The sequence below is a fragment of the Polynucleobacter sp. IMCC 30228 genome (genome assembly GCF_021395205.1).
Lineage (GTDB): Bacteria > Pseudomonadota > Gammaproteobacteria > Burkholderiales > Burkholderiaceae > Polynucleobacter.
In genome coordinates this window covers 328,234-348,909 of sequence record NZ_JAJVCS010000003.1, presented here as the reverse complement: position 1 = coordinate 348,909, position 20,676 = coordinate 328,234, and the positions used below count along the sequence as shown (strand labels likewise).

At 46.0% G+C, this 20,676-nt stretch carries 18 protein-coding genes; 14 read left to right on the top strand and 4 right to left on the bottom strand.

All coding sequences use genetic code 11. From position 1 onward, the window contains the following. Nucleotides 1–24: 24 nt before the first annotated feature. From accC to LZT21_RS07500, 5 genes are read left to right on the top strand one after another with little or no spacing between them, the layout of a single operon-like run. Nucleotides 25–2,049, top strand: coding sequence for an acetyl-CoA carboxylase biotin carboxylase subunit (gene accC, locus LZT21_RS07520; protein WP_233990095.1), 2,025 nt, complete (start codon nt 25–27; stop codon nt 2,047–2,049). A gap of 28 nt (nt 2,050–2,077) precedes the next feature. Next, nucleotides 2,078–2,560 carry a VOC family protein gene (locus LZT21_RS07515; protein WP_233923425.1) on the top strand — a complete coding sequence of 161 codons (483 nt, stop codon included), beginning with the start codon at nt 2,078–2,080 and terminating at the stop codon, nt 2,558–2,560. A gap of 10 nt (nt 2,561–2,570) precedes the next feature. After that, the gene (gene tsaB / locus LZT21_RS07510) at nt 2,571–3,278 is read left to right on the top strand and encodes a tRNA (adenosine(37)-N6)-threonylcarbamoyltransferase complex dimerization subunit type 1 TsaB (RefSeq protein ID WP_233990050.1); all 708 of its coding nucleotides are present in this window, start codon (nt 2,571–2,573) and stop codon (nt 3,276–3,278) included. Between the two features lie 24 nt (nt 3,279–3,302). After that, a complete protein-coding gene (rimI, locus tag LZT21_RS07505; RefSeq protein WP_233923427.1) occupies nt 3,303–3,779 on the top strand; it encodes a ribosomal protein S18-alanine N-acetyltransferase in 477 nt (158 codons plus the stop codon). Beyond that, on the top strand, nt 3,776–4,324 hold the full coding sequence (locus LZT21_RS07500) for a hypothetical protein (RefSeq protein ID WP_233923428.1): 549 nt from the start codon (nt 3,776–3,778) through the stop codon (nt 4,322–4,324). The genes rimI and LZT21_RS07500 overlap by 4 nt, the downstream gene beginning before the upstream one ends. A 51-nt stretch (nt 4,325–4,375) precedes the next feature. Here LZT21_RS07500 and lplT read toward each other — a convergent pair whose 3' ends face one another. Further along, the gene (gene lplT / locus LZT21_RS07495) at nt 4,376–5,695 is read right to left on the bottom strand and encodes a lysophospholipid transporter LplT (protein ID WP_233923429.1); all 1,320 of its coding nucleotides are present in this window, start codon (nt 5,693–5,695) and stop codon (nt 4,376–4,378) included. Nucleotides 5,696–5,751: 56 nt separating this feature from the next. On the opposite strand from lplT, the gene alr reads away from it, so the two are divergent. Continuing rightward, nucleotides 5,752–6,861 carry an alanine racemase gene (gene alr, locus LZT21_RS07490; RefSeq protein ID WP_233937652.1) on the top strand — a complete coding sequence of 370 codons (1,110 nt, stop codon included), beginning with the start codon at nt 5,752–5,754 and terminating at the stop codon, nt 6,859–6,861. A 4-nt stretch (nt 6,862–6,865) separates the two neighbouring features. Here the strand turns inward: alr and LZT21_RS07485 are convergent, their stop codons facing one another. Next, nucleotides 6,866–7,741, bottom strand: a complete 876-nt coding sequence (locus LZT21_RS07485; RefSeq protein WP_370634806.1) for an outer membrane protein assembly factor BamD — start codon at nt 7,739–7,741, stop codon at nt 6,866–6,868. Here LZT21_RS07485 and LZT21_RS07480 point away from each other — a divergent pair. The 7 genes from LZT21_RS07480 to LZT21_RS07450 all read left to right on the top strand — a co-directional run bounded on the left by LZT21_RS07480 (nt 7,735) and on the right by LZT21_RS07450 (nt 15,406). Further along, nucleotides 7,735–8,757 (top strand): RluA family pseudouridine synthase, encoded by a 1,023-nt coding sequence (locus LZT21_RS07480; RefSeq protein WP_233923430.1) that lies wholly within the window; start codon nt 7,735–7,737, stop codon nt 8,755–8,757. The two genes, LZT21_RS07485 and LZT21_RS07480, sit on opposite strands and share 7 nt — an antisense overlap. Beyond that, the gene (pgeF, locus tag LZT21_RS07475; protein ID WP_370634805.1) at nt 8,758–9,603 is read left to right on the top strand and encodes a peptidoglycan editing factor PgeF; all 846 of its coding nucleotides are present in this window, start codon (nt 8,758–8,760) and stop codon (nt 9,601–9,603) included. Nucleotides 9,604–9,696: 93 nt separating this feature from the next. Beyond that, nucleotides 9,697–11,322, top strand: a complete 1,626-nt coding sequence (gene phaC, locus LZT21_RS07470; protein WP_233990048.1) for a class I poly(R)-hydroxyalkanoic acid synthase — start codon at nt 9,697–9,699, stop codon at nt 11,320–11,322. 117 nt (nt 11,323–11,439) lie between these two features. Beyond that, nucleotides 11,440–12,180, top strand: coding sequence for a 3-ketoacyl-ACP reductase (locus LZT21_RS07465; protein ID WP_233923432.1), 741 nt, complete (start codon nt 11,440–11,442; stop codon nt 12,178–12,180). 53 nt (nt 12,181–12,233) lie between these two features. Then, nucleotides 12,234–12,791, top strand: coding sequence for a polyhydroxyalkanoate synthesis repressor PhaR (gene phaR, locus LZT21_RS07460; RefSeq protein ID WP_233923433.1), 558 nt, complete (start codon nt 12,234–12,236; stop codon nt 12,789–12,791). 2 nt (nt 12,792–12,793) lie between these two features. Next, entirely contained in the window at nt 12,794–14,152 is a 1,359-nt protein-coding gene (gene rimO / locus LZT21_RS07455) for a 30S ribosomal protein S12 methylthiotransferase RimO (RefSeq protein ID WP_233990046.1), read from the top strand. A gap of 69 nt (nt 14,153–14,221) precedes the next feature. Next, entirely contained in the window at nt 14,222–15,406 is a 1,185-nt protein-coding gene (locus tag LZT21_RS07450; protein WP_233923435.1) for an acetyl-CoA C-acyltransferase family protein, read from the top strand. A gap of 1 nt (nt 15,407) precedes the next feature. Here the strand turns inward: LZT21_RS07450 and serB are convergent, their stop codons facing one another. Continuing rightward, nucleotides 15,408–16,217: a phosphoserine phosphatase SerB gene (serB, locus tag LZT21_RS07445; RefSeq protein ID WP_370634809.1), complete on the bottom strand. Its 810-nt coding sequence runs from the start codon at nt 16,215–16,217 to the stop codon at nt 15,408–15,410. Between the two features lie 119 nt (nt 16,218–16,336). Next, nucleotides 16,337–19,888, bottom strand: coding sequence for a transcription-repair coupling factor (gene mfd, locus LZT21_RS07440; protein ID WP_233923437.1), 3,552 nt, complete (start codon nt 19,886–19,888; stop codon nt 16,337–16,339). Nucleotides 19,889–19,911: 23 nt separating this feature from the next. On the opposite strand from mfd, the gene ispD reads away from it, so the two are divergent. Beyond that, entirely contained in the window at nt 19,912–20,667 is a 756-nt protein-coding gene (gene ispD / locus LZT21_RS07435) for a 2-C-methyl-D-erythritol 4-phosphate cytidylyltransferase (protein WP_233990042.1), read from the top strand. The last annotated feature ends 9 nt before the right edge of the window (nt 20,668–20,676 follow it).

Sequence of the window (20,676 nt, the reverse complement as noted above, 5' to 3'; positions counted from 1 at the left end):
GGTAAATTCATCATGACTAAAAAAATGTTTAAGAAAATTTTAATTGCTAATCGGGGCGAAATTGCCTGTCGGATTATCAGTACGGCACAGCGTATGGGTATTAAAACAGTAGCTGTTTACTCAGTCGCGGATCGCGAATCAAGGCATGTGCGGATGGCCGATGAGGCTGTTTTTATTGGTCCTGCGCCATCACGTGAATCCTATTTATTAATTGAGCGCATTATTCAGGCCTGCAAAGATACTAGCGCTGATGCAGTTCATCCAGGATACGGTTTTTTATCCGAGAATGCCGAATTTGCGGAGCGCGTGGAAGCTGAAGGAATTACTTTTATTGGTCCAAAATTTCCGGCGATTGCTGCAATGGGCGACAAAATTGCCTCAAAAAAACTGGCTTTAGCTGCGCATGTTAATACGATTCCTGGTTACAACGAGGTGATTGAAAGCCCAGAAGAAGCGGTCAAAATTGCTCAAGACATTGGTTATCCAGTCATGATTAAAGCCTCCGCCGGAGGTGGTGGTAAAGGTCTGCGGGTAGCACACAATGATGCGGAGGTGCTGACTGGGTTTGTGACCTGTAAAACTGAAGCTGCCAATAATTTTGGTGATGATCGGGTATTTATTGAAAAATTTGTGGTTGAGCCACGGCATATTGAAATTCAAATTCTGGGCGATGCCCATGGCAATGTCGTGTACTTATGGGAGCGGGAATGCTCAATTCAACGTCGTCATCAAAAGGTCATCGAAGAAGCGCCATCCCCATTTATCAGCGCGGCAACCCGCAAGGCCATGGGCGAACAAGCGGTTGCTTTAGCAAAGGCAGTGCAATATCAATCTGCCGGTACAGTTGAATTTGTGGTTGGTGCCGACCAATCTTTTTATTTTTTGGAAATGAATACCCGCTTGCAAGTAGAGCACCCTGTTACCGAAGCCATTACGGGGCTTGATTTAGTTGAGCAAATGATTCGGGTGTCGGCGGGCGAAAAATTGACTTTTACGCAAGCAGAAATTCAACTGAATGGCTGGGCGATGGAATGTCGAATTAATGCCGATGATCCATTTCGTCATTTTTTACCTTCTATTGGACGTTTAGTGAAATATCGCCCGCCTGAAGTAGGCAACGGTGTAAGAGTAGATACTGGCGTTTTTGAGGGTGGTGAAATACCAATGTATTACGACTCAATGATTGCTAAGCTAATTGTTCATGGCGCCAATCGGCAAGAAGCCATTGAAAAAATGCGCAGCGCCTTAAATGAATTTGTGATTCGGGGAATTCATTCGACTATTCCATTTCAGGCTGCCTTATTTCAGCATCCACGATTTGTTTCAGGCGATTTTAATACCGGCTTTATTGCTGAGGAATATCCCAATGGTTTTCATCCCGATTCAGTTCAACCGCATGACCCCTACCTTTTTGCCGCGCTAGCTACATTTATGCGCCACCGCTACCTCGAGCATATTCAACTAATCGACGGCCAATTAATTGGTCATGAAATGGTGATTGCTAAGCGTTTTGCGGTCGTTACTGGCAAGCGCGTGGGGGCAAGCGATGATCAATACATTTTGCCGACACGCATTGAGCTTAAAGAGGGCGTATATACAGTGTATGTAGATGGCGCGAATGGCTTAAGCCGCTACGATATAGCGAGCCAATGGCGCCCTGGCGCAATTTGCTTGCGCGCCACCATTAATGGCACCCGTAAGTTAACTGCACAAGTGGAACGTCGCGGGGTTGGTTACCATTTGGTCTTAGATGGCGCCCAGTATGCCTGTATGGTTTTAAGCCCCTTTGGCGGAGAAATGCAACAGCGCATGCCCATTAAGGCTTTGCCAGATACCTCTAAAATGCTCTTCTCGCCAATGCCGGGTTTATTAACTCAAGTTGCGGTTAAAGTGGGCGACTCTGTTATCGCAGGTCAAAAGTTAGCAGCGATTGAGGCCATGAAAATGGAAAATACTTTAGTCGCTGCGCAAGACGGCGTCGTTGCCGAATTGTTGGTTAAGCAGGGCGATAGTTTGTCGGTTGATCAGCTGATTATGCGCTTTGAATAAGGTTGAATTATTAATTGAGAAAACCAGAATGTCTACAGTAAAACAACGCCCATTCCAAATTTTAGGGGTACAACAAATTGCCATTGGAGGTAGCGATAAAAATAAATTACGGCATCTCTGGCTTGATTTATTGGGCTTGCAATTTAAAAATTCCTTTGTGTCGGCACGTGAAAATGTCGATGAAGATATCTGCGCAATTGGTAGTGGTACCAATACAGTTGAGGTCGATTTAATGCAACCTCTCGATTTTGAAAAAAAGCCAGCAGTTCAACAGACGCCATTAAATCATATTGGCTTATGGGTCGATGATTTGCCCTTGGCGGTGCAATGGCTTGAAGCGCAGGGATTGCGCTTTGCCCCCGGTGGAATTCGCGCAGGCGCAGGAGGACATGACATCATTTTTATTCATCCCAAAGCGAACGATGCCTTTCCCTTTAGTGGGGAAGGTGTTTTAATCGAATTGGTACAAGCTCCTGCTGACGTTATCCAGTCATTTAGAGTTGCAGTTTAATGGCTTACGCATGCGCATCTTAGCAATTGAAACTTCAAGTGCATGGTGCTCGGTGGCCTTAGCATTGAATCAACACACTGTTTTGCAGCGCCATGAATACCTAGGCGCGGCTGCAAGTTTGCATTTATTGCCCTGGATAAATACGCTACTGCAAGAAGCTGAATTAGAATTAGTTGAGATTGATGCCATTGCTGTTGATATTGGCCCTGGTGCATTTACGGGAGTGCGTTTGGGCATTGCTTGCGTACAAGGCTTGGCCTGTGGTGCTCATATACCCGTTATATCGGTTATGAGTTTAGATAGTATTGCTTGGCAAGCTCTGCAGCAGATGAATTTACTGAGTCATAATGCCGATCAATTTTTAGTGATTTTAGATGCGCGGATGCATGAAGTCTATTGGGCTAAATATATTCTGCAAGATGGTTGCCCAGTACGCTTAACTGCACCTCAATTAGCTTTGCCAAGTCAGATAGCGCTTGAAGACATTGCTTGGGTCGTTGGCAGTGGGGTTCATTTATGCAGCGGGGCAGTGCAAGCACTTGCTTATAAGACGGAAATTAGCGCTCATGCCTTAGGTGTTTTAGGCTGCGCGAGGCCCCAACTGACTGCAGGCCTACAACACGATGTTCGCTTGCTAGAGCCTTTATATGTGCGTAATAAGGTTGCTTTCACCAGCGCCGAACGCGCTCGTAATGCATTGCCTGCTGCTGCCCAGTAGAAATGTTTTTTAGCGAAATACAGTATGGCTAATTTGGCTTTTCGAGCGATGCAAAAAGATGATTTAGAGCGGGTTTTGACTCTTGAGCTCGAGTCGCACCTGCATCCGTGGACACGGGGAAATTTTACCGATTCGTTAGCAGCGGGCCATTGGGCTTACTGCATCGAGAGTGATACTAGTAAGGAGTTATTGGCTTACTTTATTTTGTTTCCGGCAGTAGATGAGTTGCATCTATTAAATATTACGGTGAATCCGGCGGTACGTCGACGCGGTATTGGCACACGGTTAATGGCGTCAATTGAAAATATTGCTCGACAAAGTCATTGCCAACGTATTATTTTAGAAGTGCGTCCGAGCAATACCATAGCTCTGCAGTTATATGCCCAGGTAGGCTTTTTACTCATTGGACAAAGAAAGCAGTATTACCCACTAGACCCACAATTGGGTGAACGCGAAGATGCTTATGTGTTAGCAAAATCGCTTAAAATCAATACCCTATGACCCAAGCACGTTCTGCCTACCTAAAAGAAATGGGCGTATCTGAGTGGCTTGCTCGGGATACCATTACCCCGACCTCACAATCTGCTGAGTCCAACATGCAACCGCTGGCAACTTTATCCAATGCAGTTACCTCGCAAACTGAGCCACAATTTCAATGGTGGTTTTTTGGTAAAACGACAGAGGGTGATGAGGCGATCTTATTTAATCAATGTCTGCGCGTCTTAGGCTTAAGTGCCAATGAATGGCGCTGGTTTCGTCTCGATGGTAAGCAGCTGCTCGATCCAATTACAACTACCGTACCAACCTACCCATTGGTTGCAGTGGCCTTTGGTGCAATGGCTGCGCAAAGCCTTAGTGGTGAGAAAGAGCCGCTTTTACAACTACGCGACATTGTTCTTACGCTTACTAGTGAGGCTAATGAGCATGCTTTTGAAGTGCCTTTAATTGCCAGCTTTGAATTAGCCCATTTGCTGGCCCGGCCAAAAGATAAGGCTTTACTGTGGAATGACTTGTTATTAGCGCATTCGGTTTTACATAATTTGTAACCAGCGGTGAATAACTGCAGCGCGACTGCAGCGCCTTTTTCGGGCCTTACTTTAGTGCTTGGCCTCGCCAATTAAATGTAAGGAATCGTATTCGGCTTGATTGGCCGCATGTCGTCTTATGACTAGCCACATAATGAGACTAACACTAATACCAAAGCCCACAATCATGATTGGCACTGGGACATCGAGCCAAATTAATAATGCGTAAATTAATAACATTCCTAGGACTGATAAATTTTCATTAAAGTTTTGCACTGCTATAGAATGGCCCGCCGACATTAACACATGGCCCCGATGCTGTAAGAGGGCGTTCATTGGCACCACAAAATATCCGGCTAACCAGCCCACTAGAATTAAAAGTAAATAGGGCGGTACTAAATTGAGGGTGATATTGAGTTTGCCAATTTGCAACAAGCTAGTTGCAGGCAGCATATCAGCGTTATAAAAAGCCATGGTGCAGACGACTAATCCCATGGCGATACCATGAGGCAAGACGCGCAAAGATTGTTTGAGGGGAACCTTCCACGCCGCATAGACTGCGCCACCCGCCACGCCAAAGGCCGATATGGCTTGCAAAATTGCGCCTTGTGACAGATTCATATTTAAGGCAACTTGCGCCCATTTCAAAACAATAAATTGCAGGGTTGCGCCGGCGCCCCAAAATAAGGTCGTAACCGCGAGTGAAATTTGCCCCAAACGATCATCCCAAAGCGTTTTAAAGCATTTTGCAAAATCAACAACGAGTTCAATAGGATTGGTTTTTTGTTCCCGATATTTCACTCCCGTATCGGGAATACGCAGATTGATTAAGGCGGCAATAACATAAATGAGCATAATAACTAAGATCGCTGATTCAGCCGGTGTATCAACCGAGGTAGTAATAAAGGGCATATCAAAACTGAGTAAATCGGTAGAAACTGTTCGACTTATTAAGATGCCGCCTAAAACAGTGCCTAAAATAATTGAGCTGACAGTTAAGCCTTCAATCCAGCCATTTGCAGCGACTAATTTTTCGGGAGGGAGTAGCTCAGTTAAAATTCCATATTTAGCTGGTGAATATGCTGCTGCACCTAAACCAACGATGGCATAAGAAAGTAAAGGATGGCTACCAAATAGCATGGTCACGCAACCAATAAATTTGACCGTATTAGTAATAAACATGACGTTGCCCTTGGGGCGAGAATCAGCAAAAGCACCCACAAATGCAGCAAGGACAACATAGGAGAGGACAAAAAATAATTTTAGTAAAGGGGTCATCCAGGCTGGTGCGTGTAATTGAGCCAAAAGCGCAATTGCAGCAATAAGCAAAGCATTGTCGGCTAGCGATGAAAAAAACTGTGCTGCCATGATGATGTAAAAACTACGGTTCATTCGTACAATCGTTTTATTAGTGTTGGTTAGATTAGATCATGAAAGGAGTTCACGTTATGGGGCGACCTATTTTGGCAACTATGGATACCCATGCCTTGCGCCATAATTTAACCCGCGTTCGTGAACTTGCCCCTCAAACCTGGGTTTGGTCAGTTGTTAAGGCAGATGCCTATGGCCATGGCTTTGCTGCTGCTGTGCAGGGTTTATCGTTGACTGATGGCTTTGCCTTGCTCGATTTGCAAGATGCGCGTCACTTACGAGAAATGGGTTGGCAAGGCCCGATTTTGCTCTTAGAAGGGGTATTTTCAGTGGCCGATTTAAGGCTGGCATTTACCCTTGACTGCACTTTGGTGGTGCACACAGAAAGCCAAGTGGCCGCACTTGAGGCCTTCGATTTAACTCAACATCAAGCTAAACCAAGGCCCATTTATTTAAAAATGAATACCGGCATGAATCGTTTAGGCTTTAATACCAACGACTATCGCATGATGTATCACCGTTTACATGCAGCTGGATATCACGTTCACCATATGACCCATTTTGCCAATGCTGATCGGGTCGATTGCCTGCCCTCGGTAGGTGCACAGTACGACTTATTTAACGAAACCATTACTGGTTTAGCTGGCGATACATCGACAGCAAATTCAGGGGCAATTTTGTGGCACCGAACCGCCTTAGGCAACTGGGTACGGCCTGGAATCATGTTGTATGGGGCATCGCCCACAGGGCGTTATGCCGACATTGCCCATGCACAGTTGCAACCCGTGATGCGCTTAAGCTCGGAAATTATCAGCATTCAAACAGTCAAAAAGGGGGCCAGAATTGGGTATGGTGGCCGCTATACGGCACCAGAGAATATGCGTATTGGCGTCATTGCCTGCGGTTATGCTGATGGCTATCCCCGTAGTGCAGTTGATGGTACCCCTGTTTGGGTTGCAGATGCCGATGACACGGGTAAGGGTGTGATTTGCCCCTTGGCAGGTCAAGTTTCGATGGATATGCTTACCATTGACTTACGCGCTGCGCCGCAAGCACATATCGGCAGCGTGGTTGAGTTATGGGGCCATGAAGTACCCGTCGATGAGGTAGCACAAAAGGCCGGCACCATTGGTTATGAATTGCTCTGCGCCTTAGCGCCGCGCGTTCCAGTGCAGGTGATTAGATAAGGGCTTATTTATTCCAGATTTGCCACCAGCGAGCTTCTTTTTTGGCACGGGAACCCGTTTCTAAAATATCGCTATTAGGAAAATTTAAATGAAATACCCGCGTGGCGTCAGTGACTAATTCTGTCATACCCAATTTTTCATACGACTGAATTAATAAGTAGAGGGCTTCTTCAACCGCGGGCGCACGATCATAATCACGAATAACTAATTGCGCTCGGTTTGCCGAAGCTAAATACGCACCGCGATGAAAATAAAATCGCGCAACAGTAATATCGCCTTCAGCTAAAGAGTTTACGATGTAGCGCATACGGTCAATTGAGTCGGCAGCATATTTACTATCGGGAAAGCGGGTTGCAACTACTCGAAAGGCTTCAAAGGCTTCTCGCGCCGCTTTCGGATCACGCTCGCTCAGCTCTTGTCCAGTAAAGCGACCCATGAAGCCAAGGTCATCATTAAAACTAATTAACCCTTTTAAATAGTAGGCATAGTCTAAATTGGGGCTACCTTGGTAGAGCTTAATAAAACGATCGATGGCAACTGAAGCCTGAGCTTGTTCACTGGCTTTCCAGTAACAATAAGCCGCATTAATTTGGGCTTGCTGAGAATAAGCGCCAAAGGGAAAGCGAGCCTCTAGTTTTTCAAAGTACTTGCCACACTTATCAAAATCACCATCTTTTAACTTAGCATTCGCCTCTGAATAGAGCTTATTTTCCGACCAGCCATCGGTTTCATCTTTTGGGGTACTACTACAGCCACCCAAGATGAACGAGCTGAGTGCCATCATCGCTAGCAAGGTAATCAGCAATAGCCGAGGTCTAGCCCGTAAACTAGGGGCTAATTGAGCTAAATTCACTGCGAGAGGGTACTTCAACCGTGGCATTGCCGCAAACTCCGAATTCCAATGGGATTGATTATATCGATGATGAGGATTTCATTGCTTTTGAAATTCCGTGGGACAGTGCAGGCGCACGTCTTGACAAAATGCTGGCCATTACCTTAACTGATTATTCGCGTAGCCGCTTACAAACTTGGGTTGAGGCTGGCGCCGTAACCGTTGATGGCGAGGTGCGTAAAGCGCGCTATCTATTGAAGGGCGGCGAGACAGTGCGAGTCTATCCCCAGGAGATGCCTGAGCAACATGCTTTTGCAGCAGAAAACTTGCCGCTACAACTGCAGGTCGTTGACGAGAGCCTCCTTGTAATTAATAAACCCGCTGGCTTAGTGGTGCATCCTGCGGCAGGCAATTGGTCCGGCACTTTGCTTAATGGCTTGCTTTTTCATTATCCAGAGCTTAGCCATTTACCCCGCGCTGGTATTGTGCATCGCTTAGATAAAGATACCTCGGGATTAATGGTCGTGGCTCGTACCGCTATTGCCCAAACTGCTTTAGTACGGCAATTGCAGGCCCATTTAGTTCATCGGCACTACTTGGCCTTGGTTTGGGGCGTTGCGCCAGCTTTAGGCAAAATTGCCACGCCCATTGCGCGCGATACGCGCGATCGGTTGCGAATGGCGGTAGTCGGCAAAGATCAAGGCAAAGCGGCCTTAACGCATTTTCGACGCTTGGCTCAAGGCACTTTTATGGGTAAACCTGTTGCCTTGCTTGAGTGTCGGCTAGAGACCGGCCGAACCCACCAAATTCGGGTCCATCTTGAATCAATTGGGCTACCCTTATTGGGCGACCCCATTTACCGCAAACAACTTCATCATCTGGCGAAAGAATTGCCCTTTCATCGTCAAGCCTTGCATGCGTATGCCCTTGGACTACAACACCCACAAACAGAACAACTGTGTAATTGGTTTCAAGCCCCACCTAATGATTTGCTGGAATTACTACAACTAGTCGAAATTGACGCTAGCGCCTTACCCACTGCCGCTGCTCTGGAGGCAAAATAAATGATGAGGCTTGACGCGAGCGAAAAATTACCGGCGGCTACCTTTCAATTTTTAGAATCATTACCAATATTGGTGCCAAATTGGCCAGCACCTACTTCGGTGCGGGCCTTGGTAACGACCCGCGCGGGTGGGGTTAGTTCAACTCCTTACGCCGAGTTGAACTTAGGCGACCATGTGGGAGATGAGCCTCTACAGGTTGCTGAAAACCGTGCTCGTTTGCGCCAATTACTGCCCAATGACCCCGTTTGGCTTCAGCAAGTGCATGGTACGACGGTCTGGCAATCTGGCGCACTTCATCAAGCAGACGCTGCGATTAGCGCCGAACTAGAGCAGGTCATTACAGTGTTAACGGCCGACTGCATGCCAGTGCTATTTTGTAATCGGGCGGGCAATTTAGTTGGGGTTGCGCATGCTGGCTGGCGAGGCTTATGCGCGGGGGTGCTTGAAAATACCGTGCAAGCACTTGCTGAAAAATCACGGCTACTAGGTCAAACCTTAGCAATGGAAGATATTTTGGTTTGGCTTGGTCCCGCTATTGGCCCTAGTTGCTTTGAGGTTGGCAATGAAGTACGCGAGCAATTTATTGCTGCGGCAGAATTAACCGGGGCAAATCTTCCGTTTGAGGCCTTTCAAGCCATACCAAGTAAGCCGCAAAAATATTGGGCTAATTTATATCAATTGGCCCGTATGCGGCTACAAAATTGTGGCATTCATGCAATTTATGGTTCTGAGTGTTGCACCTTTACGCAACCAGACCATTTTTTTTCACATCGGCGCGATGGGGTTTCGGGGCGCTTTGCCGCGCTAATTTGGCTTACAGTGCCTAAAAAAACGCTTAAGAGGTAAAAATAGTCAAGCTAGGGTTAGTGCCGATAACCCTTAAGCCATATTCCGTTGAGAATGGGTCTTAGATTTATAAGAAATTGACTTAGGAAACCGATGTTAGCCACAGCCCATTCGGGGAAATCCCCAACGCTTTCTCCTCAGCACATGGCCCTCATTCCGCCCGAGCGCTTAACTGAAATTCAAAAAAACTACTTTGATGAAGTAAGCCAATTCACTGCAGACCCAATGGCGTTTCCTATTAGTGATCGACGTTTCAAGGGTAAGGCTTGGGAATCGGGCTGGAGCCGCTCGATTGTAGGTATGTATTTAATTAACTCAAAACATTTACTAGCATTAGCCGATGCAGTTGAGAGTGATGCCAAAACTAAACAAAGAATTAATTTTGCCACCTTGCAATTAATCGATGCTTTATCACCAGCTAATTTTGTGGCTACTAACCCAGAAGTGTTAGAAAACATTATTAATACTCAGGGCCAATCGATTCAGAATGGGATTTTAAATTTGCTTGCCGACTTAAAAAAGGGCAAAGTTTCTCAAACCGATGAAACTGCTTTTGAGGTTGGTAAAAATTTAGCCCAGTCTGAAGGCGCGGTCATTTTTCGATGTGACTTATTCGAGTTAATTCAATATAAGCCTCTAACTGACACAGTATACGAGCGGCCTTTTTTATTGGTGCCACCCTGTATTAATAAATTTTATATTTTAGATTTGCAGCCCGAAAATTCGGTGGTACGGTATTTGGTGAGTGAGGGCCATACTGTTTTTTTAGTTTCTTGGAAAAATCCTGATGATTCAATGCGCCACACCACGTGGGATGACTATATTGGTAAAGGCGTGATTAAAGCGATTGAGGTAACTAAGGCAATTGGCGCAATTGAGCAAATTAATTTATTGGGTTTTTGTGTTGGCGGTACTTTAGTTGGCAATGCTTTGGCAGTTTTAGCAGCGCGCAAAGAAAATCCTGTAGCCAGTGTGACTTTATTAACTACCTTGCTTGATTTTTCGGATACCGGAATTCTCGATGTCTTTATAGATGAAGGCATGGTTGAGATGCGCGAAAAATCGATGGGTGGTCCAGAGGGGGGGTTGTTGTCTGGTCGTGATTTAGGTAACACTTTTTCATTTTTACGCCCCAACGATTTAGTTTGGAACTACGTCGTCGACAATTATTTAAAAGGCAATTCGCCGCCACCATTTGATTTGCTCTATTGGAATGGGGATTCAACTAATTTACCGGGTCCAATGTACAGTTGGTACTTACGGCATACTTATTTGCAAAACGAATTAGTGAAGCCTGGCAAACTAACAGTATGCGGCGCAAAAATTGATTTAGGCAAAATTACTTGCCCAGCATACATCTTTGCTTCGCAAGAAGACCATATAGTTCCGTGGCAATCGGCTTATAGTTCGACGCAAATTCTTGGGGGTAAAAATCGTTTTGTCTTGGGGGCGTCAGGCCATATTGCTGGGGTAATTAACCCCCCTGCAAAAAAGAAACGTTACCATTTTTTAAATAATCAATTGCCTAAAAATGCCGAGGCATGGCTAGCTGGAGCCAAAGAAGTGCCAGGCAGCTGGTGGCCCGATTTTTCAGCATGGTTGACTCAATTTAGTGGGGCACGCAAACCTGCTAGCAATCAATTTGGTAATGCTCTCTACAAAAAACTTACTGCTGCACCAGGTGAGTATGTGAAGGAAAAGGCGCAGGTCATTGATTAGTCATTTTTTTTAAGCTATGCTAAATTAAACCTACGGGCTAATTTAAATAATAAATTTAAGAATGGGTTTAATCGTTAGTTTTAATTTGTTGTTAATACAGATTTTTAAGGAGACGTAATGTCGCAAAAGATAGCTTATGTAACAGGTGGGATGGGCGGCATTGGCACGGCTATATGTCAGCGCTTAGCTAAAGATGGCTATAAGGTCATTGCTGGTTGTGGGCCAAACTCGCCGCGTAAAGACCGCTGGATTGGGGAGCAAAAGGTGCTGGGTTATGACTTTGTGGCTTCTGAAGGTAACGTAGCAGATTGGGCAAGCACAGTTAGTGCTTTTGAAAAAGTGAAGGCCGATGTCGGTCGGGTAGATATCCTGGTCAATAATGCCGGCATTACCCGCGATACGGTTTTTCGTAAAATGAGTCCCGATGATTGGAAAGCGGTAATCGATACCAATTTAAATTCCTTATTTAACGTTACTAAGCAAGTGATTGATGGCATGGTTGAAGCGAATTGGGGACGGATTATTAATATTTCATCGGTCAATGGGCAAAAGGGACAGTTTGGACAAACCAATTATTCAACTGCAAAAGCGGGTTTACACGGCTTCACAATGGCCTTATCGCAAGAAGTTGCCAATAAAGGTGTGACTGTTAATACAGTGTCGCCAGGGTATATTGCAACCGATATGGTGAAGGCTATTCGTGAGGACGTGCTGGAAAAAATTGTTTCTGCCATTCCGGTGAAGCGCCTTGGTTTACCGAATGAGATTGCCTCTATTTGCGCTTGGATTGCTTCGGAAGATGCTGCTTTTGCCACTGGCGCTGATTTTTCTCTGAATGGCGGAATTCATACGGGCTAGGCTAAGCACGCTACACTAGCCCTTATGTTAGAAATGGACGCAAGGAAAATAGTATGGTTGCACGTTTGAAACGAGCCGGCGAAGAGCGGCTGATAAAGAAATATCCCAATCGACGCCTGTACGATACGCAAACTAGCGCATATGTCACCCTAGCTGATATTAAAGATCTGGTGATGGCTAGTGAGGCGTTTAAGGTGGTCGACGCCAAAACTGAAGATGATTTAACCCGCAATATTTTGATGCAGATTATTTTAGAAGAAGAAGCGCTTGGCGAGCCAGTATTTTCAAGTCAAATGCTCTCGCAAATTATTCGTTTTTATGGCCATTCAATGCAAGGTCTGATGGGTAATTATTTAGAAAAAACCCTTGAATCCTTTATGGACATTCATAATAAATTAAATGATCAATCGAAAGTGGTACCAGGTGTAGGTAGCGAAGCTTGGGCACAAATGATGAATTTGCAAAATCCCTTAATGCAGGGCTTAATGGGCAATTACCTCGATCAGAGCAAAGAGTTATTTATTAATATGCAAGAACAAATGAAGGGCTCACAAAATTTATTTGGCGGTTTTCCCTTTGCCCCAAGCGCCAAACCCACTGACAAAGAATAGTTGTGTCGAGTAAGGTAGGGTTTATTTCCTTAGGATGCCCTAAGGCGCTAGTTGATTCTGAATTAATTCTTACTCGCTTGAGTGCCGAAGGCTATGAAACCGCCAAGGACTATGCGGGCGCTGATTTAGTCATCGTCAATACCTGTGGCTTTATTGATGCGGCCGTAGAGGAAAGTTTAAATGCCATTGGCGAGGCCTTAGCCGAAAATGGCAAAGTCATTGTTACGGGTTGCTTAGGTGCACGTAAAAATGCCGATGGTAGCGATTTAATTCAAAGCATGCACCCCAAAGTGCTAGCGGTTACTGGCCCCCATGCAACTGAAGAAGTAATGCAAGCCATTCATTTGCATTTACCCAAACCCCACGATCCTTTTATTGATTTAGTGCCCGAGATTGGTGTGAAGCTCACACCAAAACATTATGCATATTTAAAAATTTCTGAAGGCTGTAATCATCGCTGCACCTTTTGCATTATTCCTAGCATGCGCGGAGACTTGGTTTCCCGACCAATTGGCGAGGTCTTAAGCGAAGCAGAGCGTTTATTCGCTGCGGGCGTTAAGGAATTATTAGTGGTATCTCAAGACACTAGCGCCTATGGCGTTGACATTCAATATCGGACGGGCTTTTGGGATGGTAAACCGCTTAAAACTCGCTTATTCGATTTAGTCGCAGCACTCAATCAATTGGCGCGAAGGCATGAGGCTTGGGTACGACTGCATTACGTCTATCCCTATCCTCATGTTGATACGATTTTGCCCTTAATGGCTGAATTTGCTGAATCTGGTTATGGCGTGTTGCCGTACTTGGATATTCCTTTTCAGCACTCACATCCTGAGGTTTTAAAACGGATGAAGCGGCCGGCGAGCGGGGAAAAAAATCTGGAGCGCATTCAGGCTTGGCGGGCGGTTTGTCCTGACTTAATTATTCGCAGTACTTTTATTGCGGGTTTTCCTGGTGAAACGCAAGCTGAGTTTGAGCATTTATTAGATTTTCTAGATCAAGCGCAAATTGATCGAGCCGGTTGTTTCGCGTATTCTCCCGTAGCTGGTGCTCTAGCCAATGAATTAATCAATGCGGTACCCGAGGCAGTGCGCGAAGAACGGCGTAGCCAGTTTATGGCACGGGCTGAAAAGATTTCGATTGCTAAGTTACACAAGCTGGTGGGTCAGCGCCTGCGTATTTTGGTTGATTGGGTCGATGGCAGCGGGGGCATTGGCAGAACCGCAGGAGATGCCCCCGAAATTGATGGCTTGGTCAAAATCTTGCCGGTCACTAAAGCGTCTAAACGCTATCGGGTAGGTGACTTTGTACGCGCTACCGTGCTGCAGACCCAAGGACATGATTTATTGGTAGAAATATAAAAACTTGGCAAATTGATTATAAGAGCGATAATAATGGGGATAAACAGTGATAAATAAGGGGAATTCAAGATGAGTCGGGATGTCGTCGTATTAAGTGCAGCGCGCTCTGCAATTGGCAGTTTTGGTGGTGGTTTAAGCAGTTTTGAGCCAGCCGAGTTAGGCGGTATTGTCATGAAGGAGGCAATTGCTCGTTCTGGCGTTAATCCGAAAGAAATTAATTACGTAACGGTTGGCAATACCATTCCCACAGATAGCCGCTATGCCTACGTGGCACGGGTTGCAGCAATTCAAGCGGGTTTACCGATGGAATCGGTGGCCATGGCTCTCAATCGTTTATGTAGTTCAGGCTTGCAAGCCATTGTGACAACGGCGCAAGCGATTATGTTGAATGATTGCGATTACGGTATTGGCGGTGGTGTAGAGGTGATGTCGAGAGGCATGTATGGCTCGCCAGCAATGCGCAGTGGCGCGAGAATGGGTGACAGCAAAATGCTCGACCTGATGGTGGCGGTATTAACCGACCCTTTTGGTGTAGGTCATATGGGCGTGACTGCTGAAAATTTGGTGGAGAAGTGGAAGCTAACGCGTGAGGAGCAAGATGCCTTGGCGGTTGAATCGCATCGCCGGGCTGGCATTGCAATTAAAGAAGGACGATTTAAATCGCAAATTGTGCCAATTACCATTAAAACTCGTAAAGGGGATGTGGTTTTTGATACCGATGAGCATTGCAAGCCAGAAACAACGATGGAAACCTTGAGCAAAATGAAAGCTGTTTTTAAAAAAGAAGGGGGTTCTGTTACTGCCGGAAACGCTTCAGGCATTAATGATGGAGCAGCCTTTTTTGTGTTAGCAGCAGCTGAAGCAGCGGCTAAGGCTGGCCATAAGCCAATGGCGCGTCTGGTTTCCTATGCTATCGCCGGCGTACCTAACGAAATTATGGGTGAAGGCCCCATTCCAGCAACCAAAATTGCGTTACAACGTGCGGGCTTGAAATTAGATCAAATCGATGTGATTGAATCGAATGAAGCATTTGCTGCACAAGCTTTAGCGGTAACCAAGGGTTTAGGTTTAGATCCAGCAAAAACCAATGTGAATGGCGGCGCAATTGCTTTGGGTCACCCAATTGGTTGCTCGGGAGCGGCCATTGCAACTAAAGCGCTTTATGAGTTGCAGCGGGTGAATGGAAAATATGCTTTAGTTACGATGTGTATTGGTGGTGGACAAGGAATAGCAACCATTTTTGAGCGCATGTAATTTAGCGCAATAAAGCCAGAGCAGCATCTAAGCCGACTCGGTCAAAAGCCGCGTCGGCTTTTTCTTTTACTAATGGTTTAGCGCGATAAGCAATGCTCAGCCCTGCGCCAGCCATCATTAGCAAATCATTAGCACCATCGCCAATTACCATAGCTTGCGTTTTATTGCAGCCCAATGTTTGGCAGACTTGTTCGAGACAGTGAGCCTTACCAGCGCCGTCAATAATATTACCCAATACCTTGCCCGTAAGAAAACCGGCTTGAATTTCTAAGCTATTTGCGTGAGCTTGATGAAAACCTAAAGCGTGTTGTAATTTATTGGTAAAAAATGTAAAGCCGCCAGAAACTAGTAGGGTATGTAGGCCTAATAGTTTAGCTTGGGCAATGAGTTCGGCAGCGCCAGGGTTGGGTCTTAAGCGTTCGCGATACACCGCTTCTAAAACAGCTTCTGAGACACCTGCTAATAAGGCGACTCGTTGTTGCAAACTTTCGCTAAAGTTCCTAATTTCGCCCCGCATCGTGGCTTCGGTAATTTTGGCTACAGCCGCTTTTTGACCTGCAAAATCAGCAATTTCATCTATACATTCAATATTAATTAAGGTCGAATCCATGTCGATGGCCAATACCCGCAATTGTGCTGGATCAAAGTGGGCGGGAAAGAGGGCCATATCGGCCTGAAAGTCGTTTAGTAATGCCCGCAATAGGGGGCGTTGCTCTGCAGATAAGACTTGATCGAGATGCCAAGACTGCACAGTTAATGTTGCGCTATTAGCTTGCTTTAAAGGTTTAATCTGTATGCCCCGTTCTTGCATCCATTCGTTTACTGCGAGATCGAATGCCAATGGCAACACTTGGGGTGAAAGGGCAACTAACTGCGGGTTCAAGTTCATGAAACGTTACTGAGAAGAAGATATAAATTGAGCTGCATGAGTTAAGCCATGCTGAGGGCAGATTCATTTAAGCGTTTTAGCACTTGACGAATTTGCTCTAAGCGTTTTTCCAATAAATCAAAGTCATGAGCTTGAGGAGGAATAATTTTTAAACGATCTTGGCCATTGAGTTGAATATGCGCATGGGTTTGAATAAGTTGAATAATACGCAGAGGATCAATAGGCGGATTGGGAATAAAATGCATTTGAATGGCTAATGGACTAGCATCAATTTTTTTAATCCCATAGCCCGCCATTTCTAAACGTAAGCGATGGGTTTCATAAAATGATTTGGCCGGATCGGGTAAGTCACCAAATCGGTCGACCAATTCTTCACGCAAGCCCATTAACTCTGCAAAGTCATGGGTTGCTGCAAAGCGCTTGTAGAGAGAAAGTCGCTCATGTACATCTGGGCAATACTCTTCAGGTAGCAAGGCTGGCACACCTAAATTCACATCAGTTGTAACTTGTAAAGGTGCCAATAAGTCGGGCTCTTTACCACTTTTTAATGATTTAACTGCGCGGTTGAGCATTTCGGTATAGAGTTGATAGCCAATTTCATGAATTTCGCCCGATTGCTTGTCACCTAAAACTTCACCAGCTCCACGAATTTCTAAGTCATGCATGGCTAAATAAAAGCCTGAACCCAATTCTTCCATGGCCTGAATTGCATCTAGACGTAATTGCGCTTGTTTACTCAGGGCATCGGGATCGGGCACCATTAAATAGGCATAGGCCTGATGATGCGAACGGCCAACGCGCCCGCGCAGTTGATGCAGTTGGGCTAAACCAAATTTATCGGCGCGGTGCATGATGATGGTATTTGCGGTGGGCACATCTATACCTGTTTCAATAATCGTTGTACACAAGAGAATATTGCTGCGTTGTGTAACAAATTCGCGCATCACGGTTTCGAGTTGCCGCTCGTGCATTTGACCATGCGCCACACTGATGCGCGCCTCGGGTAAAAGTGCCTGTAAAGCTAGGCGGCGGTTTTCGATGGTTTCAACTTCGTTATGGAGAAAATAAACTTGACCACCCCGTTTAATTTCCCGCAACACGGCTTCACGGATGACATCATCACCCTCGCGGCGCACAAACGTTTTAATGGCTAAGCGTTTTTGGGGTGCGGTAGCAATAATAGAAAGTTCTCGTAAACCTTCCATCGCCATACCTAATGTTCTTGGAATAGGGGTAGCTGTGAGTGTCAGAATATCAACTTCGGCACGTAAGGCCTTTAGGACCTCTTTTTGGCGCACCCCAAAACGATGCTCTTCATCAACAATAACCAAACCCAAACGATTAAAGTGGGTATCTTTAGAAAGTAATTTATGGGTACCAATCACAATGTCGGCATCGCCAGCGGCAATTGCGGCTAGAGCAGCGGTAATTTCTTTCGCAGTTTTGAAGCGCGATAGCTCCACGACCTTCACGGGCCAATCGGCAAAACGATCTTTCCAAGTAGCGGCATGCTGTTCCGCTAATAAAGTAGTAGGGGCCAGAATAGCAACTTGCTTACCCCCCATTACGGCAATAAAACTAGCCCTTAAAGCCACTTCAGTTTTTCCGAAACCGACATCACCGCAGACTAAGCGATCCATCGATTTGCCATTGGTCATATCGCTAATAACGGCGGCAATAGCTGTGGTTTGGTCAGGCGTTTCTTCAAAACCAAAGGCTTCGGCAAAAGCGGCGTAATCATGCGCAGAATATTCAAATGCATGACCTCGACGTAGCGCGCGAGCCGCATAGAGATTAAGTAATTCAGCGGCGGTATCGCGAATTTGTTGGGCTGCTTTACGCTTAGCTTTTTCCCATTGTCCTGAACCCAATTGATGTAAGGGAGCCGATTCGGGATCGGAGCCCGCATAACGGGTGACTAATTGCAATTGATGCACGGGTACATAAAGCGTCGCCTGATTGGCGTAAACCAAATGTAAAAATTCTTCAAAGAGGGGTGTTTCTTTAGGTGGCGCTAAGTTGAGTAAGACCAGCCCTTGATAACGCCCAATGCCATGTTCAGCGTGAACTACTGGATCTGCAATTTTCAGTTCAGCTAAATCCTTAAACAACATATCGGGATCGCTAATTTGCTGAGCGCTACCTTTGCGTCGTTGCCGCGCGGTAGCCGTAAAAAGCTCTGCTTCCGTAATTACAATGAGCTTGGCACTTGGCCAGCTAAAGCCATTAAATAAAGGGGCAATTACTAAACCAAAGCTGGCTGTTCCGTTAATAAAGTCGGCTAAGTTTTCACTTTGAGTCGGTTTTAATGCAAAAGGCAAACTATTTTTAGAATCGGTAACTAAATTACTTTCTTCAATGAGTTGTCGAATCGATTCGCGGCGTCCGGCGGTGTCAGCGCAGATGACCACCCGATATTGCTGTTGTGCAACGAGATGACGCAAACGTGAGAGGGGATCAGCATCACGTCGGTGGACTGCGACTTCAGGTACTGGCAGAAAGGGTGGCGTGGTGGATGCTACTGCGGATGTAGTAAGCGCAGTGTTCTCCAGCGTTAACCTTGGGTAAGCCTTGGCCCGAGTAAAGAAAGTGTCAACATCTAAAAACAACGCTTCTGGATTGAGAATGGGGCGCTCAAAATCATGTTTTAAAAAGTTGTAACGACTTTGGGTTTCTTTCCAAAAACTGCGAATACTACTCTCAATATCGCCTACCGAGGCAAGCCAAACACCCTCACCTGCAAGCGGTAAGTAATCGAAGAGCGTAGCTGGCTCAGCAAAAAATAATGGCAGGTAGGATTCAATACCAGCGCTAGGAATGCCAAGGTTGGCATCTTTATAAATTGCACAGCGACTGGGGTCACCCTCAAAGACTTCCCGCCAACGGCCACGAAAAGCTACACGGGCCGCGTCATCAAAAGGAAATTCATGTCCTGGTAAGAGACGAATTTCTTTTACTGGGTACAGGCTACGTTGTGTATCAGGGTCAAAAGCACGAATTTGTTCAATTTCATCACCAAACAAATCAAGGCGAAATGGTAGTGCCGAACCCATCGGAAATAAATCAATTAAGCCACCCCGAATACTATATTCACCTGGACGCATTACGGCACTCACCGGGTCGTATCCTGCTTGCTGTAATTGCAAACGGAGGGCGCTTTCATTTAAATGATCGCCCTGTTTAAAGAAAAAAGTATGGCCAGATAAAAATTGGGGCGGTGCCAATCTTTGCAGGGCGGTAGTAACTGGAATTAAAACAATGTCACAACTGCCATTGAGCATTGCATGCAAGGTTGCTAAGCGCTCGGAGACTAAATCTTGGTGTGGCGAAAATTGATCGTAGGGCAGTATTTCCCAATCGGGTAGAAGGCGGGTTTTAAGTTGAGGAGCAAAGGCAGGAATTTCTTCTGATAGCCTTTGAGCATCTTGTGCCTGAGCACAAAAAACCACCAAGATGGAAAATTGCGCGCGGTAGAGTAAGGCCGACTCTGCCAGTAAAGCCGCATCGGCTGAGCCCACTAGGCCGGAAAAGGTAAAGCGCTGCCCAGCCCTTGGAGCAGGGACGGGGGGTATTTGCAAGATTCCATCAGACATCTGCCGTCATTATAGAATCAGGCATGCCTAATTCAAATCGTGCCTATCACCTTGTTTTGCCAGCCGCAGGAATGGGCTCCCGTTTAGGCGGCGATTTACCAAAGCAATTTCGCCTGCTTGGCACCAAGCCGATGCTTGCTTATGCTATAGAGGCGGCCTTAAATACCCCAGAAATTCATTCGATTTGGGTTGGTTTAAGCCCACAATTTCATGAAGCTGAATCAATTCTGTATTTAGAAGGAATGGCTGAGCGGGCCCAGGGTCGCTTACACCTCTTGCCAACTGGTGGGGCAACTCGTCACGAAACCGTGCTCAATACCTTAAGCGCTTTACTGAATGTACAGATTTCTCCGGATGACTGGGTCTTGGTGCACGACGCGGCTCGGCCCGGCATCACCGTAGGCTTAATTCAGCAATTAATTGCTGCAGTGAATGCCGCTGAAACAAACCAGCCTAATTTATGGGGCGGCTTATTGGCGATGCCCTTGGCTGATACCTTAAAACGGGCCGAGTTAAGTGCACGCGGCAGCTTGGCGCAGGCAACCTTGGCACGTCAGCACCTTTGGCAAGCGCAAACCCCACAAATGTTTCAGCTTGGCACCTTGCATAGCGCATTAACTCAAGCGCTTGAAGTCGGTGTCGAAATTACCGACGAAGCCAGTGCGATGGAATTATTGGGCGCTAAGCCCTTATTAGTAGAGGGCGCGACGCGGAACTTTAAAGTAACTCATCCCGCTGACTGGGATTTGATGCACACTGTACTTCTTCACTTGCCTTAAATTGAGATC